Below are 15,537 nucleotides of genomic sequence, written 5' to 3' on the forward strand. Positions count from 1 at the left end.
TGCGCTTCCCGTTGCTCCTGTTGCACCTGCGCTTCCCGTTGCTCCTGTTGCACCTGCGCTTCCCGTTGCTCCTGTTGCACCTGCGCTTCCCGTTGCTCCTGTTGCACCTGCGCTTCCCGTTGCTCCGGTAACTCCAGCGCTTCCTGCTGCTCCGGTCGCACCTGTACTTCCTGTCGCTCCGGTATCTCCGGTGGCTCCGGTGGCTCCAGTGGCTCCTGAATAACCTATATTTTCACCATACAATTCAGAGTAGACAAGCCGATGAGCAGTCACTAATTGACCTGTGCTGCTTTTTCCCCAAACTGAGACTTGAATTGGATCGTCTATCAAAGTTGGTGTTGTAAATGAAAATTCGAATGAATCAAAATTTGCATAATAATCATTTGTTAGTACTTCATTAGGTCCCACAGTATGAAGTTCACTAACATATAGTGTTCTTGTACCGTTCATATAATATCCTTCGACTTGAATCAACGACGCAGTTACATCACTCTGATTAACAAGTTTAATAGTAACAAGCTGAGTGGGTCTTTCACCGCTTACCAGATTGTTTTCTATAGGTCCAGTAGATAAATAACTCAAGTTATCAACTCCTTTTATTTTTAAATAGATTGCCTGAAAAAATTCTAAATAGTAGCGTTACTATAATCATTCCTCCGATCTACTCTAAATTCGCTAACAATGAGCCTATTATATTTTTCAGTTGGAAATTTTCGGCTCTTAATAGTAATATTCTTTTCTCTTTTTAATGTGTGGACATCTATCAAAAGCTACTACTATACATATTGAGTGCTATTGGAAAAATCTATAAATCTATCAATATTCAATAGCTTGTAACTCTTAGGAGCATTATTCCGTTCTGCCCAAAACTTGTCCCGTTAACAAAATAGAGGATAGCTCAGGAAGCCATCCTTACGGCTACTGAGCATCCTCTATTTTCACAATCAAACTCAGAGATAAATTTACGTCAATTCATGAACAGACCAAACTATACCCGAAGTATTGGCACCGCCCAGATTCAAAGGAACCGTCAAGCCATTAGAAACATAGAACAAGCCAATAACATCACCTGCTGTTAGTGCAAATTCTCCAACCAGCGTTACAGTCCCACTTCCCAAAATAGCTCTCAAATCTAGAATAAGCGCAACATTCACATCCAACACAGGGAATAATCCACTTACCAGATTTGTTGAAGTAGGAGAAGTTCTCTGAACTACGAAAGCTGGATTGATACCACTGCCAAGACTAATTGAGATTGAGGCAGTTGTGGAATAGTTAATGGTCGCTTCAATAGAATATCTACCCGTTGTCGGAACTGTGTAATTTCCCGTAATTGGGTTAAAGGAAGGATCAGAATAGAAAGGAGAAGCCACAGACCATCCAGTCAGTTGGGAAGAAGTAGAAACTGACAAAGCTGATAGGAACGCTGAGAATCCCTCAGCTTGAATATTCGGCCCTGTTGCTCCAGTCACACCAGTTATTCCTGTTACTCCCGTTACACCAGTCGCTCCGGTTGCTCCAGTTACTCCAGTTGCCCCCGTTGCTCCCGTTGCTCCAGTCACTCCGTCCGCTCCTGTTGCTCCAGTCACTCCAGCTGCCCCCGTTGCTCCAGTCACTCCGTCCGCTCCCGTTGCTCCAGTCACACCTGCCGCTCCTGTTGCTCCAGTTACACCTGCCGCTCCCGTCGCTCCAGTCACTCCGTCGGCTCCTGTTGCACCAGTCGCTCCAACTGCTCCGGTTGCACCAGTCGCTCCAACTGCTCCCGTTGCTCCAGTCGCTCCAACTGCTCCCGTTGCTCCGGTCACTCCATCGGCTCCTGTTGCTCCAGTCACTCCGTCGGCTCCTGTCGCTCCAGTCACTCCAACTGCTCCCGTTGCTCCAGTCACTCCAGCTGCTCCGGTTGCTCCGGTCACTCCAGCCGCTCCCGTTGCTCCAGTCGCTCCAACTGCTCCCGTTGCTCCGGTCACTCCAGCTGCTCCTGTTGCTCCAGTCACTCCGTCCGCTCCTGTTGCTCCAGTCACTCCTGCCCCCGTGGCTCCAGTCACTCCGTCCGCTCCCGTTGCTCCAGTCACACCTGCCGCTCCTGTTGCTCCAGTTACACCTGCCGCTCCCGTCGCTCCAGTCACTCCGTCGGCTCCTGTTGCACCAGTCGCTCCAACTGCTCCGGTCACTCCAGCTGCCCCTGTTGCTCCAGTCGCTCCAGCTGCTCCTGTTGCTCCAGTCGCTCCAACTGCTCCCGTTGCTCCGGTCACTCCAGCTGCTCCTGTTGCTCCTGTTGCTCCGGTCACTCCAGCCGCTCCCGTTGCTCCAGTCACACCTGCCGCTCCTGTTGCTCCAGTTACACCTGCCGCTCCCGTCGCTCCAGTCACCCCGTCGGCTCCTGTTGCACCAGTCGCTCCAACTGCTCCGGTTGCCCCAGTCACTCCAGCTGCCCCTGTTGCTCCAGTCACTCCAGCTGCTCCCGTTGCCCCTGTTGCTCCAGTCACTCCAGCTGCTCCCGTTGCCCCTGTTGCTCCAGTCACTCCGTCGGCTCCCGTTGCTCCAGTTACACCTGCCGCTCCTGTTGCTCCAGTCACTCCATCTGCCCCTGTTGCTCCAGTGGCTCCATCCGCTCCCGTTGCTCCAGTTACACCTGCCGCTCCTGTTGCTCCAGTCACTCCATCTGCTCCTGTTGCTCCAGTCGCTCCGTCTGCCCCTGTTGCTCCAGTTGCTCCAGCTGCTCCAGTTGCTCCAGTTGCTCCAGTCGCTCCATCTGCTCCTGTTGCTCCCGTTGCCCCAGTCACTCCATCGGCTCCTGTTGCTCCTGTCACTCCAGCCGCTCCTGTTGCACCAGTCGCTCCTGTTGCTCCATCTGCTCCTGTTGCCCCGGTCGCTCCTCCGGGCGCTCCTGTTGCTCCGGTCGCTCCATCTGCTCCCGTTGCTCCTGTTGCTCCAGTCGCTCCCGTTGCTCCTGTCGCTCCGTCTGCTCCGTCTGCTCCCGTTGCTCCAGTTGCTCCGTCTGCTCCTGTTGCTCCAGTCGCTCCGTCTGCTCCTGTTGCTCCAGTTGCTCCGTCTGCTCCCGTTGCTCCTGTTGCTCCAGTTGCTCCTGCTGCTCCAGTCGCTCCGTCTGCTCCCGTTGCTCCAGTTGCTCCGTCTGCTCCTGTTGCTCCAGTCGCTCCATCTGCTCCTGTTGCCCCAGTTACCCCTACCGTTGCTCCGAGTAATTCAGAATGGACTAGTCGGTGAGCACCCACAATTTGACCCACACTATTTTTTCCCCAGACTGAAATTTGAATTGGATCATCTACTAGGCTTATAGTCGTAAAAATAAATTCAAATGCATCAAAATCCGCATAATAATCTGTTGTTACAACTTGATCAGGCATAACATTAACAAGCTGACTAACATACATGGTTCTTGTCCCATTCATATAATATCCTTGAACGAGAACCGTAGAAGAAACAACGTCACTTCGGTTATCGATTTTGATCGTAACATGTTGAGTAGGTCGTATACCTCCCACCATGGTATTATCTATCGGCCCAGTAGATAAATAGCTCAATTCTCAACACTCCTTTAGATTATTCCTACATGTTTTTCCCACGCTACTAAACGATGAGGTTCTACTAATTCCCCTGAAGCCTGTTTTCCCCAGACCGAGATCCCTACCTCTGCTTCAACAACTTCTAATGTCGTAAACTCAAATTCAAATGCATCTAAATCTGCAAAATAGTTCCTAGTTAGAACTTGGTTAGGTGCGAGATTAATCATTTCATTCACATACATCGATCTTGACCCATTTAGCAAAAATCCCTGAATAACAAGATTATATGGATTAAGAGAATCACGATTAACTACTTTTACTGTTACGATTTGTGTCTGTCTGACCCCTAGAATTGGACTATTATCTATAGGTCCGGTTGAGAATAAAGCCATCTTTTTCACTCCTCTCTTCTGCTGCAGTTTGAAAAATAAAAAAACTATAAAACTAGTAACATGGTTCATAATTAATAGCTCTATATAGTAATATTCTGTATTCAAAGTTAATGTGTGGACATTTATGCAAAGGAATTGCCACTCAAAAAAAGACAACCTTCTATTCTTTGAATTTGTAATCTACTAATCGGACAATCTTAAACTCAAGCATTTTCTACGTTTTCTAACTAACACCCTATTGCTTTTTTCGAAATATTCGTTATACTGGTAAAAATTATTCAAGCATCGATGAGCGGGAGAGTAGTTAACGTGTTCTAGTCCTCAGCGAGCCGGGTAAGTGCAAGCCGGTACAGATCACCTAATGAAGCGCACCCGTGAGATGGACTTCTGAACCTAAGTAGGAAGTCCCGGCTAAAGACCGTTATCCTGTAAGGTGGCTAAACATCTGTTTAGCAACGAGAGTGGTACCGCGAGCGCTAAAGCCCTCGTCTCTTTTGAGACGAGGGCTTTTTTGTATTTTCAAAGGAGGGTATAAAATGTTAAGTCAAATCATCAAAAACAGCATTGAACAAAGTGTAAAAAAAGTATTCCACACCTTAGAAGTTGCCTACCCAAACGATGTTGCAATTCTGATCGAACAGCCAGCTAATCTAGAGCATGGTGATTATTCCTGCAATATTGCTATGCAGCTAGCCAAACTCCTGCGTAAATCCCCTCTCGTCATAGCAGAGTTAGTAAAAGCAGAAATTAAATTACAAGAGAGGTACACGGGTCTTTTACAAAGAGTCGAAGTAGCTGCTCCTGGATTTATTAATTTGTATATGGATTGGCAGGTGTGGGCTAAACATTCCTTTAATCTGCCTGACAGCACAAGGGAAAAGGTCATCATAGAGCACACTTCAATCAATCCAAATAAAGCTGCTCATGTAGGTCATCTGAGAAATGCTTGCATCGGCGATGCGCTGGTCAGAATCATGAAAAGAACCGGACATACCGTAGAGGTCCATAACTACGTGGATGATCTGGGCAACCAGCTGGCAGATACAGTCGTTGGTTTATTAAATGTACCTTTAGAAGGGGAACATCAACGCTTCGGTGATTATTGCTGGGATCTATATGCCAAAGTGAACAAAGAATATGCACGGAATCCAGAGATCACTCACAAGCGCACGGATATGCTGCATGCCCTTGAACAGGGTGATGGTAATGAGGCGTGGCTGGGCAACTTAGTCGCTGAACGTATTGTGAGAGAACATGTAGCGGAAATGAAGCGTTTTGGTATTCACTATGACCTGCTGGTGTGGGAGAGCAATATTTTAAAAGAGGGATTCTGGACAGCCGCATCTGAGCGATTGAAGCAAACGGCAGTTTTTGTACAGGAGACTGAAGGCAAACTTGCGGGCTGTTGGGTGCTAAAGCAAGGGACAGAGGTTAGCAGTGGAGCGGAGTCAGAGGATCATCAGATGGATAAGGTGCTTGTGCGTTCGAATGGGATCTTGACATATACAGCCAAAGACATTGCTTATCATCTCTGGAAATTCGGTCTACTATCCAAAGATTTCACCTACAGTGAATTCTCGTCTGGTTTATGGACCACAGGTTTAACTGGAACCCATGAGCCTTATGGACATGCCGACCGTGTTATTAACGTGATCGATTATAGACAGGAATATCCGCAACAAATGGTTAAGCAGGCTTTAGGAGCACTAGGATATAACGAGCAGGCTGAGAAGCTCCATCATGTAAGTTATGGCGTTGTTTCTCTTAGTCCGGCCTCTGCTGCTGAGCTGGGGATAGATACTTCAGAAGGAAAATCTTCTTATGCCATGTCCGGGCGCCAAGGAATCGGCGTTAAGGTGAGCGATTTAGTAAAGCTTATGGAACAGAACATAGAACATTCGCGCTCTGATAAAGAGGGTCTTTCCAGCCATATAATTGCAGCTGCTGCTATTCGTTATTATCTGCTGCGGTTTAACCTGGGAACGGAAATCGTGTTTGATTTCAAACAGGCTACCGAAATATCCGGTAATACCGGGGTTTATCTGATGTACACCTATGCCCGTGCCAGCAGTGTTTTGAGCAAATCTACAATCCCATTCAGCACAGATGGCTCAGAACTTCAATTTCCACTCGAAATGGAAAAAGCAGAGCTCGCTTTGCTGAGACAGCTTAGCCTCTGGCAGGAGACATTGTATTCTGCCAGCATAGAATTGACGCCGAATATACTCTGCACGTACGCGCATACCTTAGCCACACTTTTCAATAACTTCTATTCTATATGTCCGATTTTAAAAGGTGCGGAGGCTACCATCGCGTTCCGCCTCTGGCTCACTTCGAGATTTAAGGACACTTTAGGTGAAGTGCTAGAGGTACTTGGGTTACCGACACCGAGCCGTATGTAGTACAAAAAGGGCAATCTCCACGCTTATCGCGGAGATTGCCCTTTTTTTATTATCTTACTTATAAATGTCTATCACATTTCCAGCTTCTACGCAGAGACGATCAAAGTCCTCACGTTTGATACGGATACCACCACTACGGTAGCGATTAAGCGTACCTTCGGCTTGCACTTCTGTACCGTTAACAGTAATCCGACTGTTATCAGAGCCCGTAAGGTGATAAATAAAGTCTACCTTAGTGCCTGCATATTCAAAGCTAAAGCGCATTCCGTCCAGCGACTCCGGCAGAATTGGATCGACGATTAAATCTCCGCCTTCCGTACGGATCCCCAGTGCATTAGAGATCAACTGGTTCATGTAGATCCCAGGACCGCTTGAATAGATTCTCCAGCCACCTTTAACCGCTACGTCACCATTACGCAGTTTATCGAAATTCTCCTGTGCCTCGTAACGGGTGTTAAATTTACCATCCGAGCTACTGAAATAAGAGTTAGCTTGACGTAGTTCAGCGTTTGGCACCACGTCGCGGATTCCGATCGGATTGATCGCCGCTAGGCCATTCCAGACCTGATCGGTTTTCCCTAGCTTAGCCATAGCTTCTACATAACGGATGTGTGCATGTACATATTGAAGTCCAATTTCCCGACCAAAGTTAGAAGCTTGCTCCGCACGTTTGAAATGGGTGCTTACGCCGCCAACATATTGAGCTGGACGGTTCATCAAACGAACGCCATCTGGACAGAACAGTTTATCTTGGATTACTTCATAGTGCGCCTCAGCTTGTTCTGGTGTCAGCAGCTCACTGATCATACTGCGCGTCATTGGCAGCAGACGGTATTGGATCCCTGTTTCCGTATCGCTTGGATGTACCATAAGCTTCACTTGCTCTGGGTCTTCCATATACAAGAAGCCGGGAATTACCTCAGATTGGAGCATATGTGTGTTGAAATCCTCACGGATTCCCTCCACCATCGCTTTCAGCTCTTCCGAACCTGCTGGATCAACTTTATGAAGCACTTCTGAGAACTGATTCAATGTCTGATAGGTAAGCGCCACTGTCCAGCTGCTAACCATGTACTGCTTCAGCTGTGGATTAGCCGGTTGGAGTGTATCATCCCAGTCACCATCACCGTAAGAAGACAAATGCGTGTCATGCAGGAAGTGATTCTTAATATAAGCAACTTCCTTCCGTGCATGATCCAGCAGCGTCGCTTTTTCCTCTGTAAAATCAAAGCTATGCTTACGAGTATAAGGCACAGTCGCTTGCAAAATACTGTAGTCTTGCGTTACCGCCAAATAGTCTCCAAGCACTTTGAGTGGCCATACAATAATATCTCCGTGGCTCTCCTCTTGCTGAATCTTCGTATATTTATCAAACATGAACCACTGTGGCCAGTTACCATCATCTTCATATTGATGAGCATACAGGGTCAGCAATATTTCGCGAACCTGATCGTATTTTTGCATAGCCATGAAGTATTCCACTGGTCCCTGACACACGTCACGGGTTCCCCAAGCAGCGCCGCCGTATTGTTCCAATCCGTGAGGGACTGAATAATGGACGAGCATATTATGTGTATACCACCAAGCTAGAGCATTTACCTTAAACAACTCACCTTCGGACCCATCACCTAACGTCAAGCGGAAGCCATTCATAACCCCGCTGTAGAACTCGCGGTATGCGGAAATCTCCTCTTCGGCTGTACGGCTGCTCGATTGAATCTCCTTACCATCCAGAAGACCTTGAATGTTCAATGTCCATTCACTGCTCTCCGACAGTTCCAGAATAGCTAGCGGCGCATCTGACTGGTCAGGATGAGAGACAAGTCTACCTTCATTTTGAAGAGTGAAATCCGCTCCCTGTACCTGGAATTTATATTGCAGATCAGGATATTCTCCTGCACTTAGTGCACTTCTATCAGCCGAGAAGGTTACGGTTCCCTCTTCTTGTTTGAATTGATATGGAAGCTCGTATTCGTTAACGTTCATAGTGATTTGATTAGTGACTAGATAGCGATAAGCTTTTCCACTTTCCGTACGCACATTCAGGAATATCTCCGGAGAATCTGCAGTAGTGTAGTTCGTAATAATAAAGCATTCGCCATCTGTTCTGTAATACCAACGGGCATAGTTGAAACCAACCTCGAACAATGAAGGCATGGTCAAGAGGCGATATTCGCCATTCCACTGTACATAGATTCTTTGTCCCGAAGCCTTTGGAATGTTAATTGCATTTCTGGCATTGGTCATGAGCTTGTTGAAATTGGTATTGCCAATAACGATTTGAGAGTTAAATATTCCGTACATATAGGAAGTCGTAGTGATTACCTTATCGTTAAGTCGGGCATTATCCCCACTCATTAGAATATGACCATGAGGACGCTCTACCTTAAGTTCCTTCTCTTTTAATACAACATGCTCATAATTTTCCGTGAAGAAAGACAGAAGCTGGTCTCCCTCTTTTTCCTCTTGATAGCGAACCGGGAACAAGGCTTCGATCTCTTCGCTCGTCAGAGAATTTGCAGCTAGTGGTGCTCCCAGCTCTTTTGTCAAGAAAGAACGCTCGAGCGGTGCTTCAGCTTCTAAAGGCAACTCTTTTACCGTTTCCCAAGCCGCAGCAACATCCTTCGTGAATTCTAACGAGGTAATCGCTTCTGGATGATCTTGCTTGAACAATCCATAAAATACAAACCGGGCTTCCCCACTCAGCTTCACCCGCTCCGATTGCAGCGCAGTATAAGCGAATTCATATTGATAGATTTCATTACTTAATTGCTCACGGCTCAGGCTTTCTGGTTGATTGGTCTCTTTATAAGACAATCCAAAGAATTGGAAACCATCTGTTGAGAAGCTTGCTGCCTTAGTGATTGAACCCTGTTGTAGATATGGAAATTTGCCACCTTGCGGTTGATTCTGTCTGGAACATACTACATATCCCTTTGACTGATCCTCGAATACGGCGTGGTCAATATACTGTGACAGATAGGCTTCATTACTGCGAACAGCACCGATATCGGCAATACCCACATCTTGTCCGTACACGAGATCCACATCTGCATCTTGCCCTTTAAGCTTCACGTCCCAGAACCAAGCGCCTTGAGCCGTCGGAGTAAAAATAACCTGATACTCGATATTTTCCGCAGTACCTTCCCAAACCAAGCGGTTCCCAGCCTTACGTACAGTGCTTGAAGAATGAATGCCCAGCAAAGGAACAGCTTGAATGCTTCCATTACTATGAATACGTAAATATAGATTGGATAAGGAGCCATCCACAATATTAGGCAGCAATTGATTGATCATTGTCCGTTCATGGAGAACTTGGAACAAGTCCCCGCTGTTTGTAAAAGTGAATGATAAGTCTCCAGCGTTTAAATGGATGTTAGAATTCATATTAGTAGTCATATTCTTGCACTCCTCTATTACGACAGCCTGTGTCGTATATATTCTACTTAAGCTAATGTTAAGCGAAAATCGCGTTCTTTAACCTCTTGGCTATTTGGACCCACAAACAATTTGAATTGTCCCGGATCACTGCTAAAGCTTAAGTCGCTATGATAGTAACGAAGCTGTTCTTCTGTAAGCGTAAAGCTCACTTCCTGGCTTTCTCCCGGGGAGAGGCTGATCTTAGCAAAATCTTTCAGTTCCTTCATTGGTCTGACAACTTCTCCTGAAATGTCTCGGATATAGAGCTGCACTACCTCTTCACCTTGTACATTACCCGTATTAGTCACCGTAACAGTTACTTTAATAGGCTGATCCTTCGTCATTATTTCACCGGAAAGGATCGGTTCACTGTAGCCAAATGTCGTATAGCTAAGACCAAAGCCAAATGGCAGGAACGGCTCATTAGGAATGTCCAGATATTGTGAGACATAACGCTTGTCCGCACCCGGTGCATGTAGAGGACGTCCAGTGTTGAAATGATTGTAATAGACCGGAATTTGCCCAACAGATACAGGGAAAGACATCGTTAATCTTCCTGACGGATTCTCGTCACCATACAGTAGACTGGTAATCGCCGCGCCGCCCTCGCTTCCTGGGAACCAGGCTTCCAGAATAGCATCCGCGTTCTCGATCACACCACTAAGATCCAGCGGGCGTCCGTTAAACAACACCACTACAACAGGCTTACCCAGCGTCTTCATACGTTGCAAAAGCTCACGCTGCGCTTCCGGCAAGCGGATATCTGAACGACTTCCAGCTTCTCCGCTCATATCCGAATGTTCTCCAAGCGCCAGCACAATCACATCGGCTTCCAGCGCTGCCGCTTTCGCCTCCAGCCATTGCTCTTCTGTAAAGCTCTCAATCCCGGAGCCTTCTGCAACGGTAACCTTACCTGCAGCTGCACGAGCTTCAAAAGCTGGAGCAAGACGGCTAGCTTCTTCTGTTGAACCCAACCAGGACCATGGTCCAAGAATATCTCCGTTATTAGCAAACGGTCCGATTAGCGCAATCCGCTGCTCTGTCGCAAGCGGCAGAACCTGATCATTCTTCAGTAGAACGCAGGATTTAACCGCTAATTCTCTCGCTGCTGTCCGGTGAGCCTCACAGAAAATTACCTCGCGCTCTTTCTCTATATCTGCCCCACGTAACGGATTCTCAAACAAGCCCAGTCTTTGCTTCAATTTCAAAATACGAAGTACGGCTTCATCAATGATACTTTCATCCACTTGCCCATCTGCTACAAGAGCTGGCAGTTGGTGCACATAACACTCTGTCATCATCTCGATATCCACGCTAGCTTTGATAGCTTTAAGTGCTGCTTCAGCCTCATCCTCGGCGACACCATGTGGGATCAGTTCCTTCACCGCGCCCCAATCCGAGATCAACACGCCGTCAAATCCCCATTCCTCACGCAGCAGCTGACGAAGCAGCTTAACGTTTCCGCTTATTGGAATCCCGTCAATCGTGTTGAACGAAGTCATAACCATTTCTGCACCCTCATCCAGTGCTGCACGATAGGCTGGCAGATAATATTCCCGTAGCTGACGTTCTGATAAATCGACCGTATTATAATCCCGCCCGCCTTCGGATAGACCATAGGCTGCAAAGTGCTTAACGCATGCCGCCAGACGACTTACATCACCCGTCAAGTCATTTCCCTGAAACCCGCGTACAAATGCACGGGCAAACCTACCATTCAAATAAGGATCTTCGCCGGTAGACTCCATCACTCTTCCCCAACGCGGGTCCCGAACAAGGTCCGCCATAGGTGCAAAAGTAACGTGTACACCAGATACTGCCGCTTCTTTAGCAGCAATCTCAGCGCTTAGCTCCGCCCGTTCCATATCCCAAGAGCAACCAATCGCCAGTGGCACCGGAAAAATCGTCTTAAAGCCATGTACGATATCCGCCATCATCAGCAGTGGAATACCCAATCTATTTTTACGTAAATGAGCTTCTTGGACGGCAATGACTTGCTCTGCGCCCGAAAGTCCAAGTACTGAACCACTGTTCTCAATCATGTGATCCGTAATCCCCATGGATGCCATAGGGCCAGTGATTTGCCCTCCTTCTTCCGCTCCTTCATAGAAATTAGCAGCTAGCTGCTGCAATTGTGCTATTTTCTCTTCAAGCGTCATCTGGTTCAACAGGGACGTCAGTTGCTGGTCTTTCATCTCAAATCCTCCATAATATCTCTTTCTGCAATTGCTCATTGCTCTTAGTTGTACAAGAAATCAAAAGTTGTCTTCAGATGCTCCTCCCAGAATCTCCATTCATGTGTTCCCGGAGTCTCTACATATTGAAATGTATAGGGACTCGCTTGCATATGAGAAGCAAATTCCCGGTTCATCTCCACAAATGGATCTTCCGAGCCACAGCAGGTCAAAATTGAAGGCAGCTTACGTTTATCGTCGACCAATTTAGCCGCTAAAGCATACAGATCTTGATCCGGCTTAACTTGTAAGCGTTTTCCGAAAGTGCCTGCCATCTCCCTCGCCATATCCGAAGACATTTGCGGGTCTTTCAATCTTTTCTGAATATCTGTAACGCCTGATAAGGAAACTACTTTGCTGTAGCGCTCAGGATAGGTAAGTGCACATTTTAACGCCCCATATCCGCCCATCGATAGTCCGGCAACATACGTCTTTTGCGGATCATCATCCAGTCTCATCATTCGGCCACAAAGCTCAGGAAGCTCTTGCGTAACATAGTGGAAGTAATCCAGTCCATACTCCATATCTGTATAATAGCTTCTTCCTACCTGAGGCATTATGACTGTACAGCCATACTTGTTAGCATACTGCTCAATGGTGGTCAACCTGTACCATGTGCTAGCATTGTCGCCAGCACCATGTAACAGATAGAGCGTTCCTCCGGTGGTATTGCCCGAATCAACGGGGGAGATGATACTGATGGACGTTGTCATTCTTAAGGTAGGAGAACCAGTCTCAACGGTTAGAAGTGCCATATGTCATCTCCTTACGGAACCTTTTTTAAAATATAAGAAATTATATGCTTACGCTATAAATTATCCTTCTATTTCTCGCTCAAACGCTTACCGTCCTAATAAGGACGCCAAAGGCGTTTATGCTTATTTATTAATCTTCTTGCAAGATCCCCGCTTAACCAAAACAGACTCGAATACCACATGTTTGTTCTCCGATTGTCCCGAAATCAGGTCAAACAGAATTTCAACACTGGCTTTCGCCATATCCACCCCAGGTTGGCTAATCGTATCCAGCGATGGGTGATAGTATTCTGCCATCTCTATACCGTCAAATCCGATGATCGAAATATCATTTGGAATCGATAGACCCAAAGACAATAAAGCCTTGGCAGCTCCGATAGCGATGGTATCTGATGCGGCAAATACAGCGGTGATATCTTTTTTCTTATTAAGCAGTCTTTTCGTAGCCGTAAAACCAGAACTTGGACTGTATTCACAATCCTCTACCAAGGAAGCATCATACTCAATCCCATGATCCTCAAGCGCCTTAATATAACCCATAAGACGACGGTTTCCGGTAGTATGCTGAACCAAAGGAAATCTGGCCAAAAAGCAAATGTTCCGGTGTCCGAGTGAAATTAGATAGCTCACAGCTTTATAAGACTCTTGCATATCATCAATGATCACACTAGAGAATACGGCAGGATCAACATCCTTCGTAGTCGTGATGGTAGTCAAAACGAATGGGATCGGCAATTGTTTGAATTTTTCTTCAGAATGGTCATATGTACCACCCATAAAGATTACCCCGTATAAATTCTTTTCCTTCACAAGCTGAAGAGCAGCATTGATCTCATCCACTCCATCTTCAACATGCTGGATCAGAAGCGGGCAGCCGCGCAGATTCACTTGACGCTCTACTTCTTTGATCATGTCTGCAAAAAACGGATTTGCAATCCCCTTAACCATAAGTGCTATCGTATTAGAACGCGTTTTCTTCAGATTGCTTGCATTTCCATTTGGAATGTAATTATGTTCTCTTACAACAGCCATTACTTTAGCTCTGGTTGCATCACTTACGACACCGGAGTTATTAATTACCCTGGAGACCGTGGCGATACCAACGCCTGATAGCCTTGCAATATCCTTGATATTCATAATTCCCCTGTTTCACCCCTATAATGAGCTCCCCTGCACCTGATGAAATCAGCTTGGTGGAAACGCATGAAATGATGGGAAACGTTTCCCATGACATCATTTTGACTGTTTTCGTATCTAAATCGCTTAATACGTTCATTATGGACAGATATTTTTTAGAAGTCAACCTATGATTTTTGACTAAAAATGATTCGCATCTCAAATTCGTTTTAAATTTTAATTGTTTTGGCGTTAACTAGTAGTCTTTCTGCTTGCATTGACTTTAAAATAAGAATAGAATAGCATCGATTTAGCTATTTAATATCCAGTCACAGGAAACGTTTCCACATCATTTTCAATCATTTCGACTACCAAACTTCCTAATCCCAGCTTGGAATCTAAGAGAGAGAGGGCTACATTTTATGTTAAACATGACTTTCTTCGAAGCCCAGATCCGCAAACGTGGATTGAATGTGTTCAATGTTCGTGTGCTTCAAAATGGAACGTTAGTGGGAAAAGTGGATCTCGCAGAGGATATTCGGCGCTTGCAGCATTCGGTCAGCAAATCTTTTACATGCATGGCGGTGGGTCTAGCCATCGAAGAAGGAAAACTATCACTAAATACAACACTTAAGGATGTGTTTCCAGATTATGCATTTGCTCATAAAGAGGCCCTTCCTTCCATGCAACCTGGGGAGTTGACCTTGTTCGATTTACTACGTATGAGTACAGGGCATGATTCCCCACCGTTTTGGATTGAAGAAAGATTGGCCTTGAAGGATGTAAATTGGATACAACATTATCTATCGCTACCTTTAGACAGACCCCCGGGGGAACAGTTTACCTACAGCAGCGGGGATACCATTATGATCTCTGCAATGGTTCAGGCCCGTGTCGGACAAACCGTAAAGGATTACCTCATTCCCCGTCTCTTTGCCCCACTAGGCATAGAAAACGTCGATTGGGAAACGGCACCTCAAGGGATCACCCTCGGTTGTGCCGGACTTCAGATCAATACGGAAGAACTAAGCCGATTTGGACAGCTTCTTTTGCAAAAAGGAGTGTGGCAGGGACAGCAGCTTATTCCTGCAGATTGGATTGATTTTGTTACACAAAAGCAGATCGAAAATAACGGAGCTGGTGATTGGGGCCAAGGGTACGGCTGTCAATTCTGGCTGTGCACGCACGATGCATATCGTGCCGATGGTGCTCACGGTCAATTCTGCATTATTGCACCGGATGCACAAGTGGTAATCGCTATTAACAGTATGGAAGATAATATGCAAGCTATTCTAGACACTGTCTGGGAGGAGATCTGGCCGCTTCTTTAGCGGTGGGGGCATATGCAAGACAGCCTTCTCACGGGAAGGCTCAAGGTGCCGAGAAAGTAGTGAAGGCTACTTTCTCGGCACCTTCTTTTAGTATAATTAGGGAAAAGCTCCCTGTATTTAGCCGATAATTGCTTGAAATGAATGAAAAGAGGGAAATCCTCCCTAAAAATCGGGGGAATATCTATATTCGTCAACGAATTAGTTAAATTACAGGGAGGATTTCCCTAATTATTAGTCTATTGAGCAGAAAGCTCTGAATTATAGGGAGATTTTCCCTAATTATCTATCAGAGCTTCAGTTTACTTACTTTGGCGAGGATGCTCTGCACGCAAAAACAGCCTTCCCGAAGGAAGGCTGTTACTT

General features: G+C 46.2%; 9 protein-coding genes and 1 other annotated feature. Of the genes, 2 read left to right on the forward strand and 7 right to left on the reverse strand.

Annotation, left to right across the window (positions count from 1 at the left end):
- The 3 genes from ACQKMP_RS20850 to ACQKMP_RS20860 all read right to left on the reverse strand — a co-directional run.
- Positions 1–582: collagen-like triple helix repeat-containing protein (locus ACQKMP_RS20850; protein ID WP_427470792.1), on the reverse strand; the 582-nt coding region annotated here is incomplete at its 3' end.
- Between the two features lie 380 nt (positions 583–962).
- Positions 963–3,542, reverse strand: a complete 2,580-nt coding sequence (locus tag ACQKMP_RS20855; RefSeq protein ID WP_427470794.1) for a beta strand repeat-containing protein — start codon at positions 3,540–3,542, stop codon at positions 963–965.
- A 14-nt stretch (positions 3,543–3,556) separates the two neighbouring features.
- A complete protein-coding gene (locus tag ACQKMP_RS20860; protein WP_427470796.1) occupies positions 3,557–3,916 on the reverse strand; it encodes a hypothetical protein in 360 nt (119 codons plus the stop codon).
- Positions 3,917–4,195: 279 nt separating this feature from the next.
- Positions 4,196–4,412: a binding site (T-box leader), on the forward strand.
- Between the two features lie 40 nt (positions 4,413–4,452).
- Between ACQKMP_RS20860 and ACQKMP_RS20865 the strand changes: the two genes are divergently transcribed.
- Complete coding sequence (locus ACQKMP_RS20865; RefSeq protein WP_427470798.1) at positions 4,453–6,318, forward strand: arginine--tRNA ligase; 1,866 nt, start codon at positions 4,453–4,455, stop codon at positions 6,316–6,318.
- A gap of 54 nt (positions 6,319–6,372) precedes the next feature.
- Here the strand turns inward: ACQKMP_RS20865 and ACQKMP_RS20870 are convergent, their stop codons facing one another.
- The 4 genes from ACQKMP_RS20870 to ACQKMP_RS20885 form a co-directional block, all read right to left on the reverse strand.
- Positions 6,373–9,717, reverse strand: a complete 3,345-nt coding sequence (locus tag ACQKMP_RS20870) for a GH36-type glycosyl hydrolase domain-containing protein (protein ID WP_427470800.1) — start codon at positions 9,715–9,717, stop codon at positions 6,373–6,375.
- A 47-nt stretch (positions 9,718–9,764) separates the two neighbouring features.
- Positions 9,765–11,933: a beta-glucosidase BglX gene (gene bglX / locus ACQKMP_RS20875; RefSeq protein ID WP_427470802.1), complete on the reverse strand. Its 2,169-nt coding sequence runs from the start codon at positions 11,931–11,933 to the stop codon at positions 9,765–9,767.
- Positions 11,934–11,977: 44 nt separating this feature from the next.
- Positions 11,978–12,727, reverse strand: a complete 750-nt coding sequence (locus ACQKMP_RS20880; protein WP_042191309.1) for an alpha/beta hydrolase — start codon at positions 12,725–12,727, stop codon at positions 11,978–11,980.
- A gap of 123 nt (positions 12,728–12,850) precedes the next feature.
- Positions 12,851–13,864, reverse strand: coding sequence for a LacI family DNA-binding transcriptional regulator (locus ACQKMP_RS20885; RefSeq protein WP_076120813.1), 1,014 nt, complete (start codon positions 13,862–13,864; stop codon positions 12,851–12,853).
- A gap of 401 nt (positions 13,865–14,265) precedes the next feature.
- On the opposite strand from ACQKMP_RS20885, the gene ACQKMP_RS20890 reads away from it, so the two are divergent.
- Positions 14,266–15,174: a serine hydrolase domain-containing protein gene (locus ACQKMP_RS20890; protein WP_427470805.1), complete on the forward strand. Its 909-nt coding sequence runs from the start codon at positions 14,266–14,268 to the stop codon at positions 15,172–15,174.
- The last annotated feature ends 363 nt before the right edge of the window (positions 15,175–15,537 follow it).

Origin of the sequence: Paenibacillus sp. NPDC101420, assembly GCF_050277435.1 — a bacterium.
Taxonomy (GTDB): Bacteria; Bacillota; Bacilli; order Paenibacillales; family Paenibacillaceae; genus Paenibacillus_AQ.

Coding starts and splice junctions, on each gene's coding strand:
- ACQKMP_RS20860 (WP_427470796.1), bottom strand. CDS start 3,916: ATGGCTTTATTCTCAACCGGACCTATAGATAATAGTCCAATTCTAGGG.
- ACQKMP_RS20865 (WP_427470798.1), top strand. CDS start 4,453: ATGTTAAGTCAAATCATCAAAAACAGCATTGAACAAAGTGTAAAAAAA.
- ACQKMP_RS20870 (WP_427470800.1), bottom strand. CDS start 9,717: ATGACTACTAATATGAATTCTAACATCCATTTAAACGCTGGAGACTTA.
- bglX (WP_427470802.1), bottom strand. CDS start 11,933: ATGAAAGACCAGCAACTGACGTCCCTGTTGAACCAGATGACGCTTGAA.
- ACQKMP_RS20880 (WP_042191309.1), bottom strand. CDS start 12,727: ATGGCACTTCTAACCGTTGAGACTGGTTCTCCTACCTTAAGAATGACA.
- ACQKMP_RS20885 (WP_076120813.1), bottom strand. CDS start 13,864: ATGAATATCAAGGATATTGCAAGGCTATCAGGCGTTGGTATCGCCACG.
- ACQKMP_RS20890 (WP_427470805.1), top strand. CDS start 14,266: ATGTTAAACATGACTTTCTTCGAAGCCCAGATCCGCAAACGTGGATTG.